This is a genomic window from [Bacillus] caldolyticus, assembly GCF_003595605.1.
In the GTDB taxonomy this organism is placed as follows: domain Bacteria; phylum Bacillota; class Bacilli; order Bacillales; family Anoxybacillaceae; genus Geobacillus; species Geobacillus thermoleovorans.
Window position 1 is genome coordinate 2,128,956 of record NZ_CP025074.1, and the last position, 14,312, is coordinate 2,143,267.

Genomic DNA, 14,312 nt, shown 5'->3' on the forward strand with positions numbered 1-14,312 from the left:
CAATGAACGTTTTGCGGGCAAATGGCATTTGCCCGTCGGCGTTCTTGTTCGAGGGAAGAGGCAGAAAAGCTTGTGTTCAGTCAGCTCATGATTGGCAACCGAATGAAATGGTGGAATGAGCCGCAAACCGTCGGGTCTTCGGAAGGCTGAACAACGCCGCTTTCAGGGATGGAGGCATAAACACGGGGCTCTGTCATTTGCTGCGTTTTGTTGTGCAGCCGGAGCGATCCTATTCTCTTTTCCCAACAACGATTCGTTGTCTGTCTTTGGAAAACCCGGAATGGGCGGCGAACTGGATGGCAACGTCGCGGCACAACGATTCGTTGTCTGTTTTTGGAAAACGGTGATCACGCTGGCACGGGGGACGAGGATTTCGGATATATAGGAAAACGGGGGAATGAAACGATGAACTTTCGATTGAGCGAAGAACATGAAATGCTGCGAAAAATGGTGCGCGAATTTGCCGAAAATGAGGTAGCGCCGACTGCCGCTGAGCGCGACGAAGAAGAGCGGTTTGACCGCGGCATTTTCAACAAAATGGCTGAACTCGGTTTAACAGGCATTCCGTGGCCGGAAGAATACGGCGGCATTGGCAGCGATTATTTGGCCTATGTCATTGCCGTTGAGGAGCTGTCGCGCGTCTGCGCCTCGACCGGGGTGACGCTTTCCGCGCATATATCGCTCGCCAGCTGGCCGATTTACAAGTTCGGCAACGAAGAACAAAAGCAAAAGTATTTGCGCGCCTTAGCGACTGGGGAAAAACTGGGGGCATACGCTCTGTCCGAGCCGGGGGCGGGGTCGGATGTCGCCTCGATGAAAACGCGTGCGGTAAAAGACGGGGACCACTACATTTTAAACGGCTCGAAAGTATGGATCACCAACGGCGGCGAAGCGGAAATTTACGTCGTATTTGCCGTCACCGATCCGGAAAAGCGGCATAAAGGGATCAGCGCCTTTATCGTGGAAAAAGGAACGCCGGGCTTTTCGTTCGGCAAAAAGGAAAAGAAACTCGGCATTCGTTCGTCGCCGACGACGGAGCTCATTTTTGAAGATTGCCGCATTCCGAAAGAAAACTTGCTCGGTCAAGAAGGAGAAGGGTTTAAAATCGCCATGATGACGCTCGATGGCGGCCGCAACGGCATCGCCGCCCAAGCGGTCGGCATTGCCCAGGGCGCGCTGGATGCGGCGGTGGACTATGCGAAACAGCGCGTCCAGTTCGGCAAACCGATCATCGAGCAGCAAGGGGTCGCTTTCAAGCTCGCTGACATGGCGACGGCCATTGAAGCGGCGCGGCTCTTGACCTATCAAGCGGCATGGTTGGAGTCGAATGGCTTGCCGTACGGCAAAGCATCCGCCATGGCGAAACTGTTTGCCGGCGACACGGCGATGAAAGTGACGGTCGAGGCGGTGCAAATTTTCGGCGGCAACGGCTACACGAAGGACTACCCGGTCGAGCGGTTTATGCGCGACGCGAAGATTACGCAAATTTACGAAGGAACGCAAGAAATCCAACGCCTTGTCATTTCGCGCATGTTGACACGCAATTAAACATTGCGTGTCCACTCATTCGTGTTGACACGCAATTAAACATTGCGTGTCCACTCATTCGTGTTGACACACAATTAAACACTGCGCGTCCACTCATTCGTGTTGGCGCGCGATTGAAACATTGTGCGTCATTTCAATGGTTTTGGATCTGAACGGCGGCTTGGCGCTTTGGGGAAGGGCGCACGGATAGGCATGGGGCGGGGCGGCGCCCCGCCGTCAAATGGGAATGGGGGAGAGACAACGAACATGAAAAAACGGGAAGTGATTGCATCGGTCAAAGACGAAAAGCTCGTGAAAAAACGGCGCAATGAGATGATCAAAGGCGCGATTTCCTTGTTTAAACAAAAAGGTTTCCACCAAACGACGACAAGGGAGATCGCCAAAGCGTCCGGCTTCAGCATCGGCACGTTGTACGAGTACATCCGCAAGAAAGAAGACGTCCTCTATCTCGTGTGCGACCGCATTTACGACGAAGTGCGGGAGCGGACGGAACAAGACCTCGGTGCCCACCATGGCACGATCGAAGGGTTAAGGCGCGCCATTGCCCACTATTTCCGCGTTGTTGATGAACTCGATGATGAAGTGCTCGTCATGTATCAAGAAGTGAAAGCGCTAAGCAAAGAATCGCTGCCGTATGTGTTGAATAAAGAACTCGATATGGCGGCGATTTTCGAACATATTTTGCGCGCATGCGTTGAGAGCGGGGCGCTGCAGCTTTCTGAAAGCGAAATCCGCCTGTTCGCCCACAACATCGTCGTTCTTGGGCAAATGTGGGCGTTCCGCCGTTGGGTGCTGCGGAAAATGTATACACTCGATGAATATATCGAACTGCAAACCGAGTTTTTATTAAAGGGGATTATGGAGAAACAGCGAGTCTAAAAGGGGGAGAAGAAACGATGGCGCACATTTACCGTCCGAAGCATCACGTCCGCTTTGTGACTGCATCGAGCTTGTTTGACGGCCATGACGCCTCAATCAACATTATGCGCCGCATTTTGCAGGCGAGCGGCGCCGAGGTCATCCATTTAGGCCATAACCGATCGGTGGAGGAAATCGTCAATGCCGCCATTCAGGAAGATGTGCAAGGCATTGCCGTCTCCTCGTATCAAGGCGGGCATATGGAATTTTTTAAATATATGTACGACCTGCTCCAAGAGCGGGGGGCGTCCCATATCCGCATTTACGGCGGCGGGGGCGGCGTCATCATCCCGCGGGAAATCAAAGAGCTGCACGAATATGGCATCGCCCGCATTTTCTCGCCGGAAGACGGCCGACGCCTCGGCTTGCAAGGGATGATCAACGTCATGCTTGAAGAGTGCGATTTTCCGACCGTGACGGTGGTGACCGATGAACTGGAGCGGCTTCCGTCCGGCGATGTGCAGGCGATCGCCCGGCTCATCACGCTGTGCGAATATCGCGCCGAGGGGGAAAACAAAGAGGCGGCCGCGGCGGCGGAAGCCGCCATTGAACAAGTGAAGGCGCTCGAGAAGCGCGTGCCGGTGCTCGGCATCACCGGCACAGGCGGAGCTGGGAAAAGCTCGCTCACCGATGAGCTCGTCCGCCGCTTTTTAAACGAAATTCCTGATATCAAAATCGCGATCTTGTCAGTCGACCCGACGAAGCAAAAAACGGGCGGGGCGCTGTTGGGCGACCGCATCCGGATGAACTCGATCAACTCGCCGCGCGTTTACATGAGAAGCTTGGCGACGCGCCATTCCCGCACGGAACTGTCGCCGGCGATTCGCGACGCCATTTCGGTTGTCAAAGCGGCCGGATTTGATCTTGTCATCATTGAAACGAGCGGGATCGGCCAAGGCGACGCCGCCATTACCGAAGTGTGCGACGTGTCGATGTACGTCATGACAAGCGAGTTCGGCGCGCCGACGCAGCTTGAGAAAATCGACATGATCGATTATGCCGATTTGATTGTCATTAATAAATTCGAGCGCAAAGGGTCAGAAGACGCAAAACGGCAAGTGCAAAAACAATATCAGCGCAGCCACCAGCTGTTTGACCGCGATGTTTCGGAAATGCCGGTGTACGGCACGATCGCCAGCCAGTTTAACGACCCAGGCACGAATACGCTCTTTGTCGCGCTTGTGGATACGATCAATAAAAAAGCAGGAACGAATTGGAAAACAAGCTTAAAAACGGTCGCCAATGTCGAAAAGCATAATGTCATCATCCCGAACGAGCGCCGCTACTATTTGCGTGAAATCGCGGAAACGGTCCGCTCGTACCACCGCCGCGCCGAGCAGCAAGTCGAAGTGGCAAGACGCCTGTTCCAAATCGAAGGGGCCATCGAAGCGGCGAAGGAACGGGGCGAAGCGGAAGACGTGATCCGCGCGCTCGAGACGCTCAAAGCGGATTATGAGGCGAAATTGACGCCGGAATCGAAGCGCATTTTGGCGACATGGGAAGAAACGAAAGCGAAATATGCGGCAAAACAATTTGTTACGAAAGTGCGAGACAAAGAAATTGTCACCGAACTGACGACGAAAACGTTGTCCGGTTTGGACATTCCGAAAGTCGTCTTGCCGAAATTCAAAGACTACGGAGAGATTTTGCGCTGGGTGTATAAAGAAAACGTCCCTGGCTCGTTCCCGTATACGGCCGGCGTCTTCCCGTTCAAGCGCCAAGGCGAAGACCCGAAACGGCAGTTTGCCGGCGAAGGGACGCCGGAGCGCACGAACCGCCGCTTCCATTACTTGTGCAAAGAAGACAAGGCGAAGCGGCTCAGCACCGCGTTCGACTCCGTGACGCTCTATGGCGAAGACCCGGACTACCGGCCGGACATTTTCGGCAAAGTCGGGGAAAGCGGTGTCAGCGTCTGTACACTTGATGATATGAAAAAGCTGTACAAAGGGTTTGACTTGTGCGACCCGCTCACATCCGTGTCGATGACGATCAACGGTCCGGCTCCGATTTTGCTGGCGATGTTTATGAATACGGCGATTGACCAGCAAGTCGAGAAAAAGGAAGCCGAGCTTGGCCGCCCGCTCACGCCGGAAGAGTACGAACAAGTGAAGGAATGGACGCTGCAAACGGTGCGCGGCACGGTTCAAGCCGATATTTTGAAGGAAGACCAAGGGCAAAACACGTGCATTTTCTCGACCGATTTCGCCTTAAAAATGATGGGCGACATTCAAGAGTATTTCATCAAGCACCGCGTCCGCAACTACTACTCGGTGTCGATCTCCGGCTACCATATCGCCGAGGCGGGGGCGAACCCGATCACGCAGCTGGCGTTTACGCTTGCGAACGGCTTTACGTATGTCGAGTATTACTTGAGCCGCGGCATGCACATTGACGATTTTGCGCCGAACTTGTCGTTTTTCTTCAGCAACGGCCTCGATCCGGAGTATTCGGTCATCGGCCGCGTCGCCCGCCGCATTTGGGCGATCGTCATGCGCGAAAAATACGGCGCCAACGAACGGAGCCAGAAACTGAAATACCATATCCAAACGTCCGGCCGTTCATTGCACGCGCAGGAGATCGATTTCAACGACATCCGCACGACGCTGCAGGCGCTTCTGGCGATTTATGACAACTGCAACTCGCTGCATACGAATGCCTATGACGAAGCGATCACGACACCGACCGAAGAGTCGGTCCGTCGGGCGATGGCGATCCAACTCATTATCACGAAAGAGTTTGGCCTGACCAAAAACGAAAACCCGCTCCAAGGGTCGTTCATCATTGAAGAGCTGACCGATTTGGTTGAAGAAGCGGTGTTGCAAGAGTTTGAACGGCTCAACGACCGCGGCGGCGTGCTCGGGGCGATGGAGATGCAATACCAGCGCGGCAAAATTCAAGACGAATCACTTTACTATGAAACGAAAAAACATACCGGCGAACTGCCGATCATCGGCGTCAACACGTTCTTGAACCCGAATCCGCCGTCAGAGGACGAACTGAACAACATCCAGCTCGCCCGGGCGACGTATGAAGAAAAAGAGACGCAAATCCGCAACTTGCGCGAATTCCAAGAGCGGAACAAAGACAAAGCCGGCCCGGCGCTCGAACGGCTGAAGCAAGTGGCGACAAGCGGCGGCAACATTTTCGAAGAATTGATGGAAACGGTGAAAGTCGCCAGCCTTGGACAAATCACCCGCGCCTTGTACGAAGTCGGCGGACAATACCGGCGGAATATGTAATTCGAGGGAGTTTCGTTGTTTTCTGCTTTCGATGGGCGCCCTTGATCACAATGGACAACGGCCCGTTGAACTTTAGCAGATCGGTAGAATGATGGGCAGCGGCTGTTGGCGTACTGGCCCGCCGGAGGCGAAACGAACGGAACGCGGATTGGGCCAAAAGATCAAGACGAATGGGCTTCGTAAGGAAAAAGTGGAGCGGTGTGAACAAAGGTGATTGTGACAACGGATATGTCGGAATCGGAAGGAGGGCCGCCCTCGCCGCAGGGCTGCCCTCCTTTGCTTTTTTCGGCAAATGGGTAGCATAAACCCCGACAATTTGTTTATAATGAATGGTATGTATTCCACTTGCATTCATTTGTTTCATTAATATAGAAGGGGAGTGCTGAACTTGAGCCTGCAGCAGCAATACTCGCCGGAGGAATTGCAGGAGATGTCGTTCGTCGAGCTGGCGAACCTCATTTTGCTTGACAAGCGGGAGGCGCTGCCGTTTGATCAACTCGTTCGTGAAGCAGCAGCGCTGGCCGGCATATCGGAAGAAGAGATGGAGGCGCGGCTGGCCCAATATTACACCGATTTAAACATCGACGGCCGGTTTATTTGCGTTGGGGAAAACGTCTGGGGATTGCGCGCATGGTATCCGTTTGACCAGACAGAAGACGAAACGGTGACGATCGTCAAGCCGAAGAAGAAGAAAAAAGCGCTTGACGATGAATACGATGAATACGATGAGTTGCTTGAAGATGAAGATCTCGATTACGACGATTTGGATGAATATGATGGGGAAGAGCTCGAGCTTGATGAAGACGAGCTCTTGGAAGATGAAGAATTCGATCTGGACGAAGACGTCGCGTTTGACGATGACATTCTCGGCGATGAAGAGTTTGAGCTGGACGATGCGCCGCTTGATGAAGAGCTTGATCTCGAAGAGCCGGACGAAGACGAATAACCGCTTGACTTTGCCAGGGGAACCCGGTACAATGTGTGTTGGGCTCTTGAAAACGAACAAATCGATCGCTCCCTTACGTACGGTAAGCGGAGCGTTTTTTATTTGCGCCTTTCGCAAACACTGAAACTGTTACCGCAATTTCGGCAAGGGGGAAGACAAAATGACGAAATACATTTTTGTGACGGGCGGCGTTGTTTCCTCACTCGGGAAAGGGATTACGGCGGCTTCGCTTGGACGTTTGTTGAAAAACCGCGGGTTGAACGTGACGATCCAAAAGTTTGACCCGTACATTAACGTCGACCCAGGGACGATGAGCCCGTATCAGCACGGCGAGGTGTTCGTCACGGACGACGGTGCAGAGACGGATCTGGATTTAGGGCATTATGAACGGTTCATCGATATTAATTTAAACAAATACAGCAACGTGACGACAGGAAAAATTTATTCCGCCGTCATCCGCAAAGAGCGCCGCGGCGATTACCTAGGCGGCACGGTGCAAGTCATTCCGCACATTACCAACGAAATTAAAGAGCGCGTCTTCCGGGCCGGAAGAGAGACGAACGCCGATGTCGTCATTACGGAGATCGGCGGCACGGTCGGCGATATTGAATCGCTTCCGTTTTTAGAAGCGATCCGCCAAATCAAAAGCGATGTTGGACGCGAAAACGTCATGTACATCCACTGCACGCTCGTACCGTACATCAAGGCGGCTGGGGAAATGAAAACGAAGCCGACGCAGCACAGCGTGAAAGAATTGCGCAGCCTCGGCATTCAGCCAAACGTCATCGTCGTGCGCACGGAAATGCCGATGCCGCAGGAAATGAAAGAGAAAATCGCCCTCTTTTGCGACATCGATCCGAAAGCGGTCATCGAGGCGCGCGATGCCGACACGCTGTATGCGGTCCCGCTTATGCTTCAAGAACAAAAACTGGACCAAATCGTGTGCGAACATTTGCGCCTCAACTGCCGCGAAGCGGATATGACCGAATGGAAGGCGCTCGTCGAGAAAGTGCGCAACTTATCGAAAACGACGAAAATCGCTTTGGTTGGCAAATACGTCGAGCTTCCGGACGCCTATATTTCTGTTGTTGAGGCGCTCCGTCATGCGGGGTATGCGTTTGACACCGACATTGATATTCAGTGGATCAATGCTGAGCATGTGACGCGTGACAATGTAGCCGACCTGTTGAAAGATGCGGACGGCATTTTGGTTCCGGGCGGGTTCGGCGACCGCGGGGTCGAAGGGAAGATTGAGGCGATCCGCTACGCCCGCGAGCAGCGCGTGCCGTTTTTGGGCATTTGCTTAGGAATGCAGCTCGCCTCGATTGAATTTGCTCGCCATGTTGTCGGGTTGTCCGGCGCCCATTCGTCCGAGTTTGACCCGAACACGCCGCATCCGATCATCGACTTGCTTCCGGAGCAGAAGGATGTCGAAGATTTAGGCGGCACGCTCCGCCTCGGCTTGTATCCGTGCAAGCTGCAGGAAGGGACGCTTGCCTACGCCGCCTACGGCGATGAAGTCATTTACGAGCGCCATCGCCATCGGTACGAATTCAACAACCAATACCGGCCGATCATGGAAGAGCACGGCTTCGTCTTTTCCGGCACGAGTCCGGACGGACGGTTGGTTGAAGTGATCGAACTCAAGGATCATCCGTGGTTCGTCGCCGCGCAATTCCATCCGGAATTCACCTCGCGCCCGACGCGGCCGCAGCCGCTGTTCCGCGAGTTTGTCAGAGCGTCGCTGAAAGAGTGACGAAAAAGGGGCTGTCCCAAAAAAAGCCGTAGAACGGCCTTTTGGGTTCAGCCCCCTTTCTTTTTTGGATATTTTTCATCTTGTCAAGCACGATGCCCATTGATCAGGCGCCGTTTTTTGGGCGGTTTCTATACCTCTTTGCCTTTGGCCGGTCGGAGAGCGCTCGCTTTCATGGCGGCTGTTATTCATATTCCGCCAAAATTTCATCGAGCAAAACGCGCAGTCCGTAGTAGATGAATGAAGCGGTGATGATCGTCGGCATGCCGATGCGGCGGCCGTCTTCGGTCGGCACGAGCGGGCGGGAAAGTTTGCTGTCGATAAAGACGGTGGCCATATCGGCCAGTCCGGGTTCATCCTTGACGAGCGCCGCGACGGCCACTGCATCAACGCCGTGCGCCTGCAGCTGTTCGACGAGGCGAATGGCCTCAGGATCGGCGGAAAAGCGGGCAAATAGAAGCGCTCGGTCCGTTTCCTGCCAGTCATCGGTTGCTGTCGGCTCAAGCCGTTTGGCTTTCGGGAGCGGATCGGGGCCAAGAAGCGCGGCGGTGACGACCGCATCGAGTTCACCTATGCCATACAGCCAAATGCGCCCATCACCGATGGCGGCCTGAGCGAGCAGACGCGCCCCGTCTTCGAGCGCCAGCTCTTCATCCGCGGCGATTTTTTGCAACAATCCGATCGTTTGCGTCGTTAAAATTTTCACGGTTCGGCCTCCCTTCGCCGCTATTATACAAAATCGGCAAACAACAAGAAAAGCAAGCAGGAAATGGGTTTGCCAAATGCGAAACATTAATAGGGAGAAAACAGGGAATAGAGGTGCATAACTGTGGGAAACAAAATTTTGATTGTCGACGACCAGTATGGCATCCGCATTTTGCTCAACGAAGTGTTTCAGCGGGAGGGGTATGTAACGTATCAGGCCGCCAACGGCATGCAGGCGCTCGAAATCGCCCGCAAACATCACCCCGATCTTGTGCTTCTTGATATGAAAATTCCTGGCATGGACGGCATTGAAATTTTAAAACGGTTGAAAGAGATTGATCCGGATATTAAGGTGATCATCATGACCGCCTACGGGGAGCTCGATATGATTCAAGAAACGAAAGAGCTCGGGGCGCTGATGCATTTTGCCAAGCCGTTTGATATTGACGATTTGCGCGTTGCCGTCAAAAAATACATTACCGCCTAGACAGCGCCATCGACGAGCGGCTTTCCTTTGGCAAAGAAAGCGCATCGATGGACATTGATGACGCTGTCGTCTTTAGGAGAATAAAGGGTGGAAATGTTGCCGTTTTGCCGGCAAGTTGGTATGCTTATAACGTAGATGGATTTTGCGCCTGTGGACCCAGTCACCGCCAGGGCGACAAAGACGACGATCAGCTAAGGAGGATGGAACCATGCCGTTAGTATCGATGAAAGAGATGCTCAACGAGGCGCTGCGCGGCAAATACGCGGTCGGTCAATTTAACATTAACAACTTGGAATGGACACAAGCCATTTTAGCGGCGGCCGAAGAGGAAAAATCGCCGGTCATTCTCGGCGTCTCCGAAGGGGCGGCCCGCTATATGAGCGGATTCAAAACGGTCGTCAATATGGTCAAAGGGTTAATGGAAGACATGAACATCACCGTTCCGGTCGCCATCCATCTCGACCATGGATCGAGCTTTGAAAAATGCAAAGCGGCGATTGACGCCGGGTTCACCTCGGTTATGATTGACGCCTCCCACCATCCATTTGAAGAAAACGTCCGCATCACCTCGCAAGTCGTTGAATATGCTCATGCGCGCGGTGTTTCGGTCGAAGCGGAGCTCGGCATCGTCGGCGGGCAGGAAGACGACGTCGTCGGAGAAGGGATCATTTACGCCGACCCGAAAGAGTGCGAAGAGCTTGTCAAACGGACAGGCGTCGACTGTCTTGCCCCGGCGCTCGGTTCTGTGCACGGCCCGTACAAAGGAGAGCCGAAGCTCGGATTTGCCGAAATGGAGCAAATCCGCGATTTAACCGGCGTTCCGCTTGTGCTCCACGGCGGCACCGGCATTCCGACCGAACAAATTCAACGCGCGATCTCCCTTGGCACATCGAAAATCAACGTCAATACCGAAAACCAAATGGCGTTTACCAAAGTCGTCCGCGAACTGCTCGCGAAAGACCCGAACGTCTATGATCCGCGCAAAATCATCGGCCCGGGCCGCGACGCCATCAAAGCGACGGTCATCGGCAAAATGCGCGAGTTTGGCTCGTCCGGAAAAGCGGCGCGATGAATCGGCTTCGCGGGCGGCGTTTGGCCGCCGCGCGGCTGCCTTTGCATGTGCAACGAATAACAAGGAGGGTTCAGCGTCAACTACCCCCACTTCGCTAACGCTTGAAGTGGGGGCTTGCAACTCCCCAGAAGTGCAAACGGACTTCGTCCTCCTTCCTTGACTTGGGGTTGCATCAGGGGGCAGGTTGACGACTACCCAACGACGCAGGTCATGCCTGCATCGTTACCGATTCTCTCGGTGTGTCTGTTGGCAGTACTTGGCTTCCACACACAACAGACGGACCTACGCTCGATGTTTTACGGTTACAACGTTTTCTGTAACCAACTCCATACATCGAGTAGCCGTGATTGGAGTGCCTTTATTGAACGGTTTTCTCCACGCCTTTATTCTATCATACACAAAAGAAAGGGGGAACGCGCATTCCTCTCCCACTTACTCCCTTTGGTCGTTGAAGTGGGAGTCTCCTGCGCGAAATAGGATGAAATTTTTTATCGACACTGCCAACTTGGAAGAAATCAAACACGCCCATGAACTCGGCATTTTGGCCGGCGTCACGACCAACCCAAGCCTCGTGGCGAAGGAGAACGTATCGTTCCATGATCGGTTGCGCGAAATTACATCGATCGTTTCTGGTTCGGTGAGCGCTGAAGTCATTTCGACCGACGCCGCTGGCATGATCGCGGAAGGCGAAGAGCTGGCGAAAATCGCCCCGAACATTACGATCAAAGTGCCGATGACGCCGGAAGGCTTAAAAGCAGTCAAGGCGTTCAGCGAAAAAGGGATTCAAACGAATGTGACGCTTGTGTTCACCGCCAACCAGGCGCTCTTGGCCGCACGCGCCGGCGCGACGTACGTCTCTCCGTTCCTCGGCCGCCTCGATGACATCGGCCATAACGGTTTAGAGCTCATTTCTACCATCGCTGAGATTTTCAACATTCATGGCATTGAAACGGAAATCATCGCCGCTTCGATCCGCCATCCGCACCATGTGACAGAAGCGGCGTTGCGCGGGGCGCATATTGCCACGGTTCCGTACAAGGTGCTTATGCAATTGTTCAACCATCCGCTGACTGATCAAGGAATTGAGAAGTTTCTCGCCGACTGGAATCGGCAAAAATGAAAGTAAGCCGTTTGCCTCTTGGGTGAAGCGGGCTCGCTCTGCCGCGTTCAGGCCGGACGTGATGAGCCCGCCCGGCTTTGCTTTTTCGTCCCAGGGGTGAAGCCAACTTCCGAGCAAAGAAGGGAGACGACGATGGATAAAATGAAAATTATCGGCGGAGATCGGCTGCGGGGAACGATCAAAGTGAGCGGTGCGAAAAACAGCGCGGTCGCTTTGATTCCTGCAGCGATTTTGGCCGATTCGCCGGTGACGATCGAGGGGTTGCCGGACATTTCCGACGTGCACATTTTAGGAAGCTTGATCGAAGAAATCGGCGGCTCGTTTTCGTTTGACGGCAAAGAGGCGGTCATCGACCCAACGAATATGGTGTCCATGCCGCTTCCAAATGGGAAGGTGAAAAAGCTGCGCGCCTCCTACTATTTGATGGGGGCGATGCTTGGCCGCTTCAAAAGAGCGGTTGTCGGCTTGCCGGGCGGATGTCATCTCGGTCCGCGCCCGATTGACCAGCATATCAAAGGGTTTGAGGCGCTGGGAGCCACCGTAACGAACGAGCAGGGCGCCATTTACTTGCGCGCGGAGGAACTGCGCGGAGCCCGCATTTTTTTGGACGTCGTCAGCGTCGGCGCGACGATCAACATCATGCTGGCGGCGGTGCGCGCCAAAGGGCGGACGATTATCGAAAATGCGGCGAAAGAGCCGGAAATCATCGATGTCGCGACATTGCTTTCGAATATGGGCGCGAAAATCAAAGGAGCCGGCACCGATGTGATCCGCATTGACGGCGTCGAAAAATTATCGGGCTGCCGCCATGCCATCATCCCGGATCGGATCGAAGCCGGGACGTACATGATCGCCGCCGCGGCCACCAATGGCGAAGTCGTCGTCGACAACGTCATCCCGCAGCACGTTGAATCGCTGACGGCCAAATTGCGCGAAATGGGGGTGCGCGTGGAGACGGGGGAAGATCAAATTCTCGTCTGCGGCACCGACGTTTTGAAAGCGGTTGACGTCAAGACGCTCGTCTATCCGGGCTTCCCAACTGATCTGCAGCAGCCGTTTACCGCGCTGCTGACAAAAGCCAACGGCACAAGCGTCGTCACCGACACGATTTACAGCGCCCGCTTCAAGCATGTCGATGAATTGCGGCGCATGAACGCCAATGTAAAAGTCGAAGGCCGCTCAGCCATCGTCACCGGCCCCGTCAAACTGCAAGGGGCGAAAGTGAAGGCGAGCGATTTGCGCGCCGGGGCGGCGCTTGTCATTGCCGGGCTGATGGCTGAAGGAGTGACGGAGATCACCGGCGTCGAGCATATCGACCGCGGCTACAGCAACCTCGTCGAAAAACTGTCTGACATCGGCGCCACCATTTGGCGCGAAAAAATGACCGATGAAGAAATCGAGCAAGTGAAAAACGCGTAACGTCCAGTCGACAAAGGGGAAGGGGAGAACGACGATGGAACGAAGCTTATCGATGGAACTCGTGCGCGTCACCGAAGCGGCGGCGCTTGCCGCCGCCCGCTGGATGGGGCGCGGGAAAAAGAATGAGGCTGATGACGCCGCGACGTCGGCGATGCGCGACGTGTTTGACACCGTGCCGATGAAAGGCACCGTCGTCATCGGCGAAGGGGAAATGGACGAAGCGCCGATGCTGTATATCGGGGAAAAGCTCGGCAACGGCTATGGCCCGCGCGTCGATGTCGCTGTCGACCCGCTTGAAGGGACGAACATCGTCGCTTCCGGGGGATGGAACGCCTTGGCTGTCGTCGCTGTCGCTGACCACGGCCATCTGCTTCACGCGCCGGACATGTACATGGAGAAAATCGCCGTCGGGCCGGAAGCGGTCGGGATGATTGACATTGAGGCGCCGATCATCGACAATTTAAAGGCGGTGGCGAAGGCGAAAAACAAAGATATTGAAGACGTCGTCGCGGTTGTTCTCAACCGTCCGCGCCATGAGCGTCTCATTCATGAGCTGCGTGAAGCCGGCGCCCGCATTAAGCTCATCAATGACGGCGATGTCGCCGCCGCCATTAACACGGCGTTTGACCATACCGGCGTTGACATTTTGTTCGGCTCGGGCGGCGCGCCGGAAGGAGTGCTCGCGGCGGTCGCGTTGAAATGCCTTGGCGGCGAACTGCAAGGGAAGTTGCTGCCGCAAAACGACGATGAAGTCGAGCGGTGCAAACAAATGGGCATTGACGTCAACAAAGTGCTGCGCATGGACGATTTGGTGAAAGGAGACGACGCGATTTTTGCCGCCACCGGCGTCACCGACGGCGAGCTGTTGCGCGGCGTGCGGCTGAAAGGGGCGTACGGCCTCACCCACTCCGTCGTCATGCGGGCCAAGTCCGGCACGGTCCGCTTCATCGAAGGGCGGCACAGTTTGAAGAAAAAACCGAACTTAGTCATCAAATGATATCCTACCATCCGGCCGGGCGCCGGAGCCGCGCCTGGCTCGGAAAAACAAAAAAATATTGATTAAAAAGAAGAAAAAAGGGTAAAATAGTCGTGTTGCTTATGCAAA

General features: G+C 54.6%; 11 protein-coding genes. 10 read left to right on the forward strand and 1 reads right to left on the reverse strand.

What is annotated here, in order from left to right; translation table 11 throughout:
• The first annotated feature begins 405 nt into the window (after window positions 1–405).
• The 5 genes from CWI35_RS11090 (at window position 406) to CWI35_RS11110 (ending at window position 8,407) form a co-directional block, all read left to right on the forward strand.
• A complete protein-coding gene (locus CWI35_RS11090) occupies window positions 406–1,548 on the forward strand; it encodes an acyl-CoA dehydrogenase (protein ID WP_011232860.1) in 1,143 nt (380 codons plus the stop codon).
• A gap of 246 nt (window positions 1,549–1,794) precedes the next feature.
• Entirely contained in the window at window positions 1,795–2,427 is a 633-nt protein-coding gene (locus CWI35_RS11095; RefSeq protein WP_011232859.1) for a TetR/AcrR family transcriptional regulator, read from the forward strand.
• Between the two features lie 17 nt (window positions 2,428–2,444).
• On the forward strand, window positions 2,445–5,705 hold the full coding sequence (icmF, locus tag CWI35_RS11100) for a fused isobutyryl-CoA mutase/GTPase IcmF (protein ID WP_011232858.1): 3,261 nt from the start codon (window positions 2,445–2,447) through the stop codon (window positions 5,703–5,705).
• Between the two features lie 388 nt (window positions 5,706–6,093).
• Window positions 6,094–6,651, forward strand: coding sequence for a DNA-directed RNA polymerase subunit delta (rpoE, locus tag CWI35_RS11105; RefSeq protein WP_011232857.1), 558 nt, complete (start codon window positions 6,094–6,096; stop codon window positions 6,649–6,651).
• A gap of 160 nt (window positions 6,652–6,811) precedes the next feature.
• Window positions 6,812–8,407, forward strand: a complete 1,596-nt coding sequence (locus CWI35_RS11110) for a CTP synthase (RefSeq protein WP_011232856.1) — start codon at window positions 6,812–6,814, stop codon at window positions 8,405–8,407.
• Between the two features lie 181 nt (window positions 8,408–8,588).
• On the opposite strand, the gene CWI35_RS11115 is transcribed toward CWI35_RS11110, so the two are convergent.
• Window positions 8,589–9,110: a DUF2529 domain-containing protein gene (locus tag CWI35_RS11115; protein ID WP_011232855.1), complete on the reverse strand. Its 522-nt coding sequence runs from the start codon at window positions 9,108–9,110 to the stop codon at window positions 8,589–8,591.
• Window positions 9,111–9,233: 123 nt separating this feature from the next.
• On the opposite strand from CWI35_RS11115, the gene CWI35_RS11120 reads away from it, so the two are divergent.
• From CWI35_RS11120 to glpX, 5 genes are all read left to right on the forward strand, one after another.
• Entirely contained in the window at window positions 9,234–9,596 is a 363-nt protein-coding gene (locus CWI35_RS11120; RefSeq protein WP_013146624.1) for a response regulator, read from the forward strand.
• A 208-nt stretch (window positions 9,597–9,804) separates the two neighbouring features.
• Window positions 9,805–10,668 carry a class II fructose-bisphosphate aldolase gene (locus CWI35_RS11125; protein WP_011232853.1) on the forward strand — a complete coding sequence of 288 codons (864 nt, stop codon included), beginning with the start codon at window positions 9,805–9,807 and terminating at the stop codon, window positions 10,666–10,668.
• A 478-nt stretch (window positions 10,669–11,146) separates the two neighbouring features.
• A complete protein-coding gene (gene fsa, locus CWI35_RS11130) occupies window positions 11,147–11,788 on the forward strand; it encodes a fructose-6-phosphate aldolase (protein WP_011232852.1) in 642 nt (213 codons plus the stop codon).
• Between the two features lie 132 nt (window positions 11,789–11,920).
• Entirely contained in the window at window positions 11,921–13,207 is a 1,287-nt protein-coding gene (locus CWI35_RS11135) for a UDP-N-acetylglucosamine 1-carboxyvinyltransferase (RefSeq protein ID WP_011232851.1), read from the forward strand.
• Between the two features lie 34 nt (window positions 13,208–13,241).
• A complete protein-coding gene (gene glpX / locus CWI35_RS11140) occupies window positions 13,242–14,204 on the forward strand; it encodes a class II fructose-bisphosphatase (protein ID WP_011232850.1) in 963 nt (320 codons plus the stop codon).
• The last annotated feature ends 108 nt before the right edge of the window (window positions 14,205–14,312 follow it).

What these genes read in the sequence shown, in the direction of transcription:
- CWI35_RS11090 (WP_011232860.1), top strand. Translation starts at nt 406, where the DNA reads ATGAACTTTCGATTGAGCGAAGAACATGAAATGCTGCGAAAAATGGTG.
- CWI35_RS11095 (WP_011232859.1), top strand. Translation starts at nt 1,795, where the DNA reads ATGAAAAAACGGGAAGTGATTGCATCGGTCAAAGACGAAAAGCTCGTG.
- icmF (WP_011232858.1), top strand. Translation starts at nt 2,445, where the DNA reads ATGGCGCACATTTACCGTCCGAAGCATCACGTCCGCTTTGTGACTGCA.
- CWI35_RS11110 (WP_011232856.1), top strand. Translation starts at nt 6,812, where the DNA reads ATGACGAAATACATTTTTGTGACGGGCGGCGTTGTTTCCTCACTCGGG.
- CWI35_RS11125 (WP_011232853.1), top strand. Translation starts at nt 9,805, where the DNA reads ATGCCGTTAGTATCGATGAAAGAGATGCTCAACGAGGCGCTGCGCGGC.
- fsa (WP_011232852.1), top strand. Translation starts at nt 11,147, where the DNA reads ATGAAATTTTTTATCGACACTGCCAACTTGGAAGAAATCAAACACGCC.
- CWI35_RS11135 (WP_011232851.1), top strand. Translation starts at nt 11,921, where the DNA reads ATGGATAAAATGAAAATTATCGGCGGAGATCGGCTGCGGGGAACGATC.
- glpX (WP_011232850.1), top strand. Translation starts at nt 13,242, where the DNA reads ATGGAACGAAGCTTATCGATGGAACTCGTGCGCGTCACCGAAGCGGCG.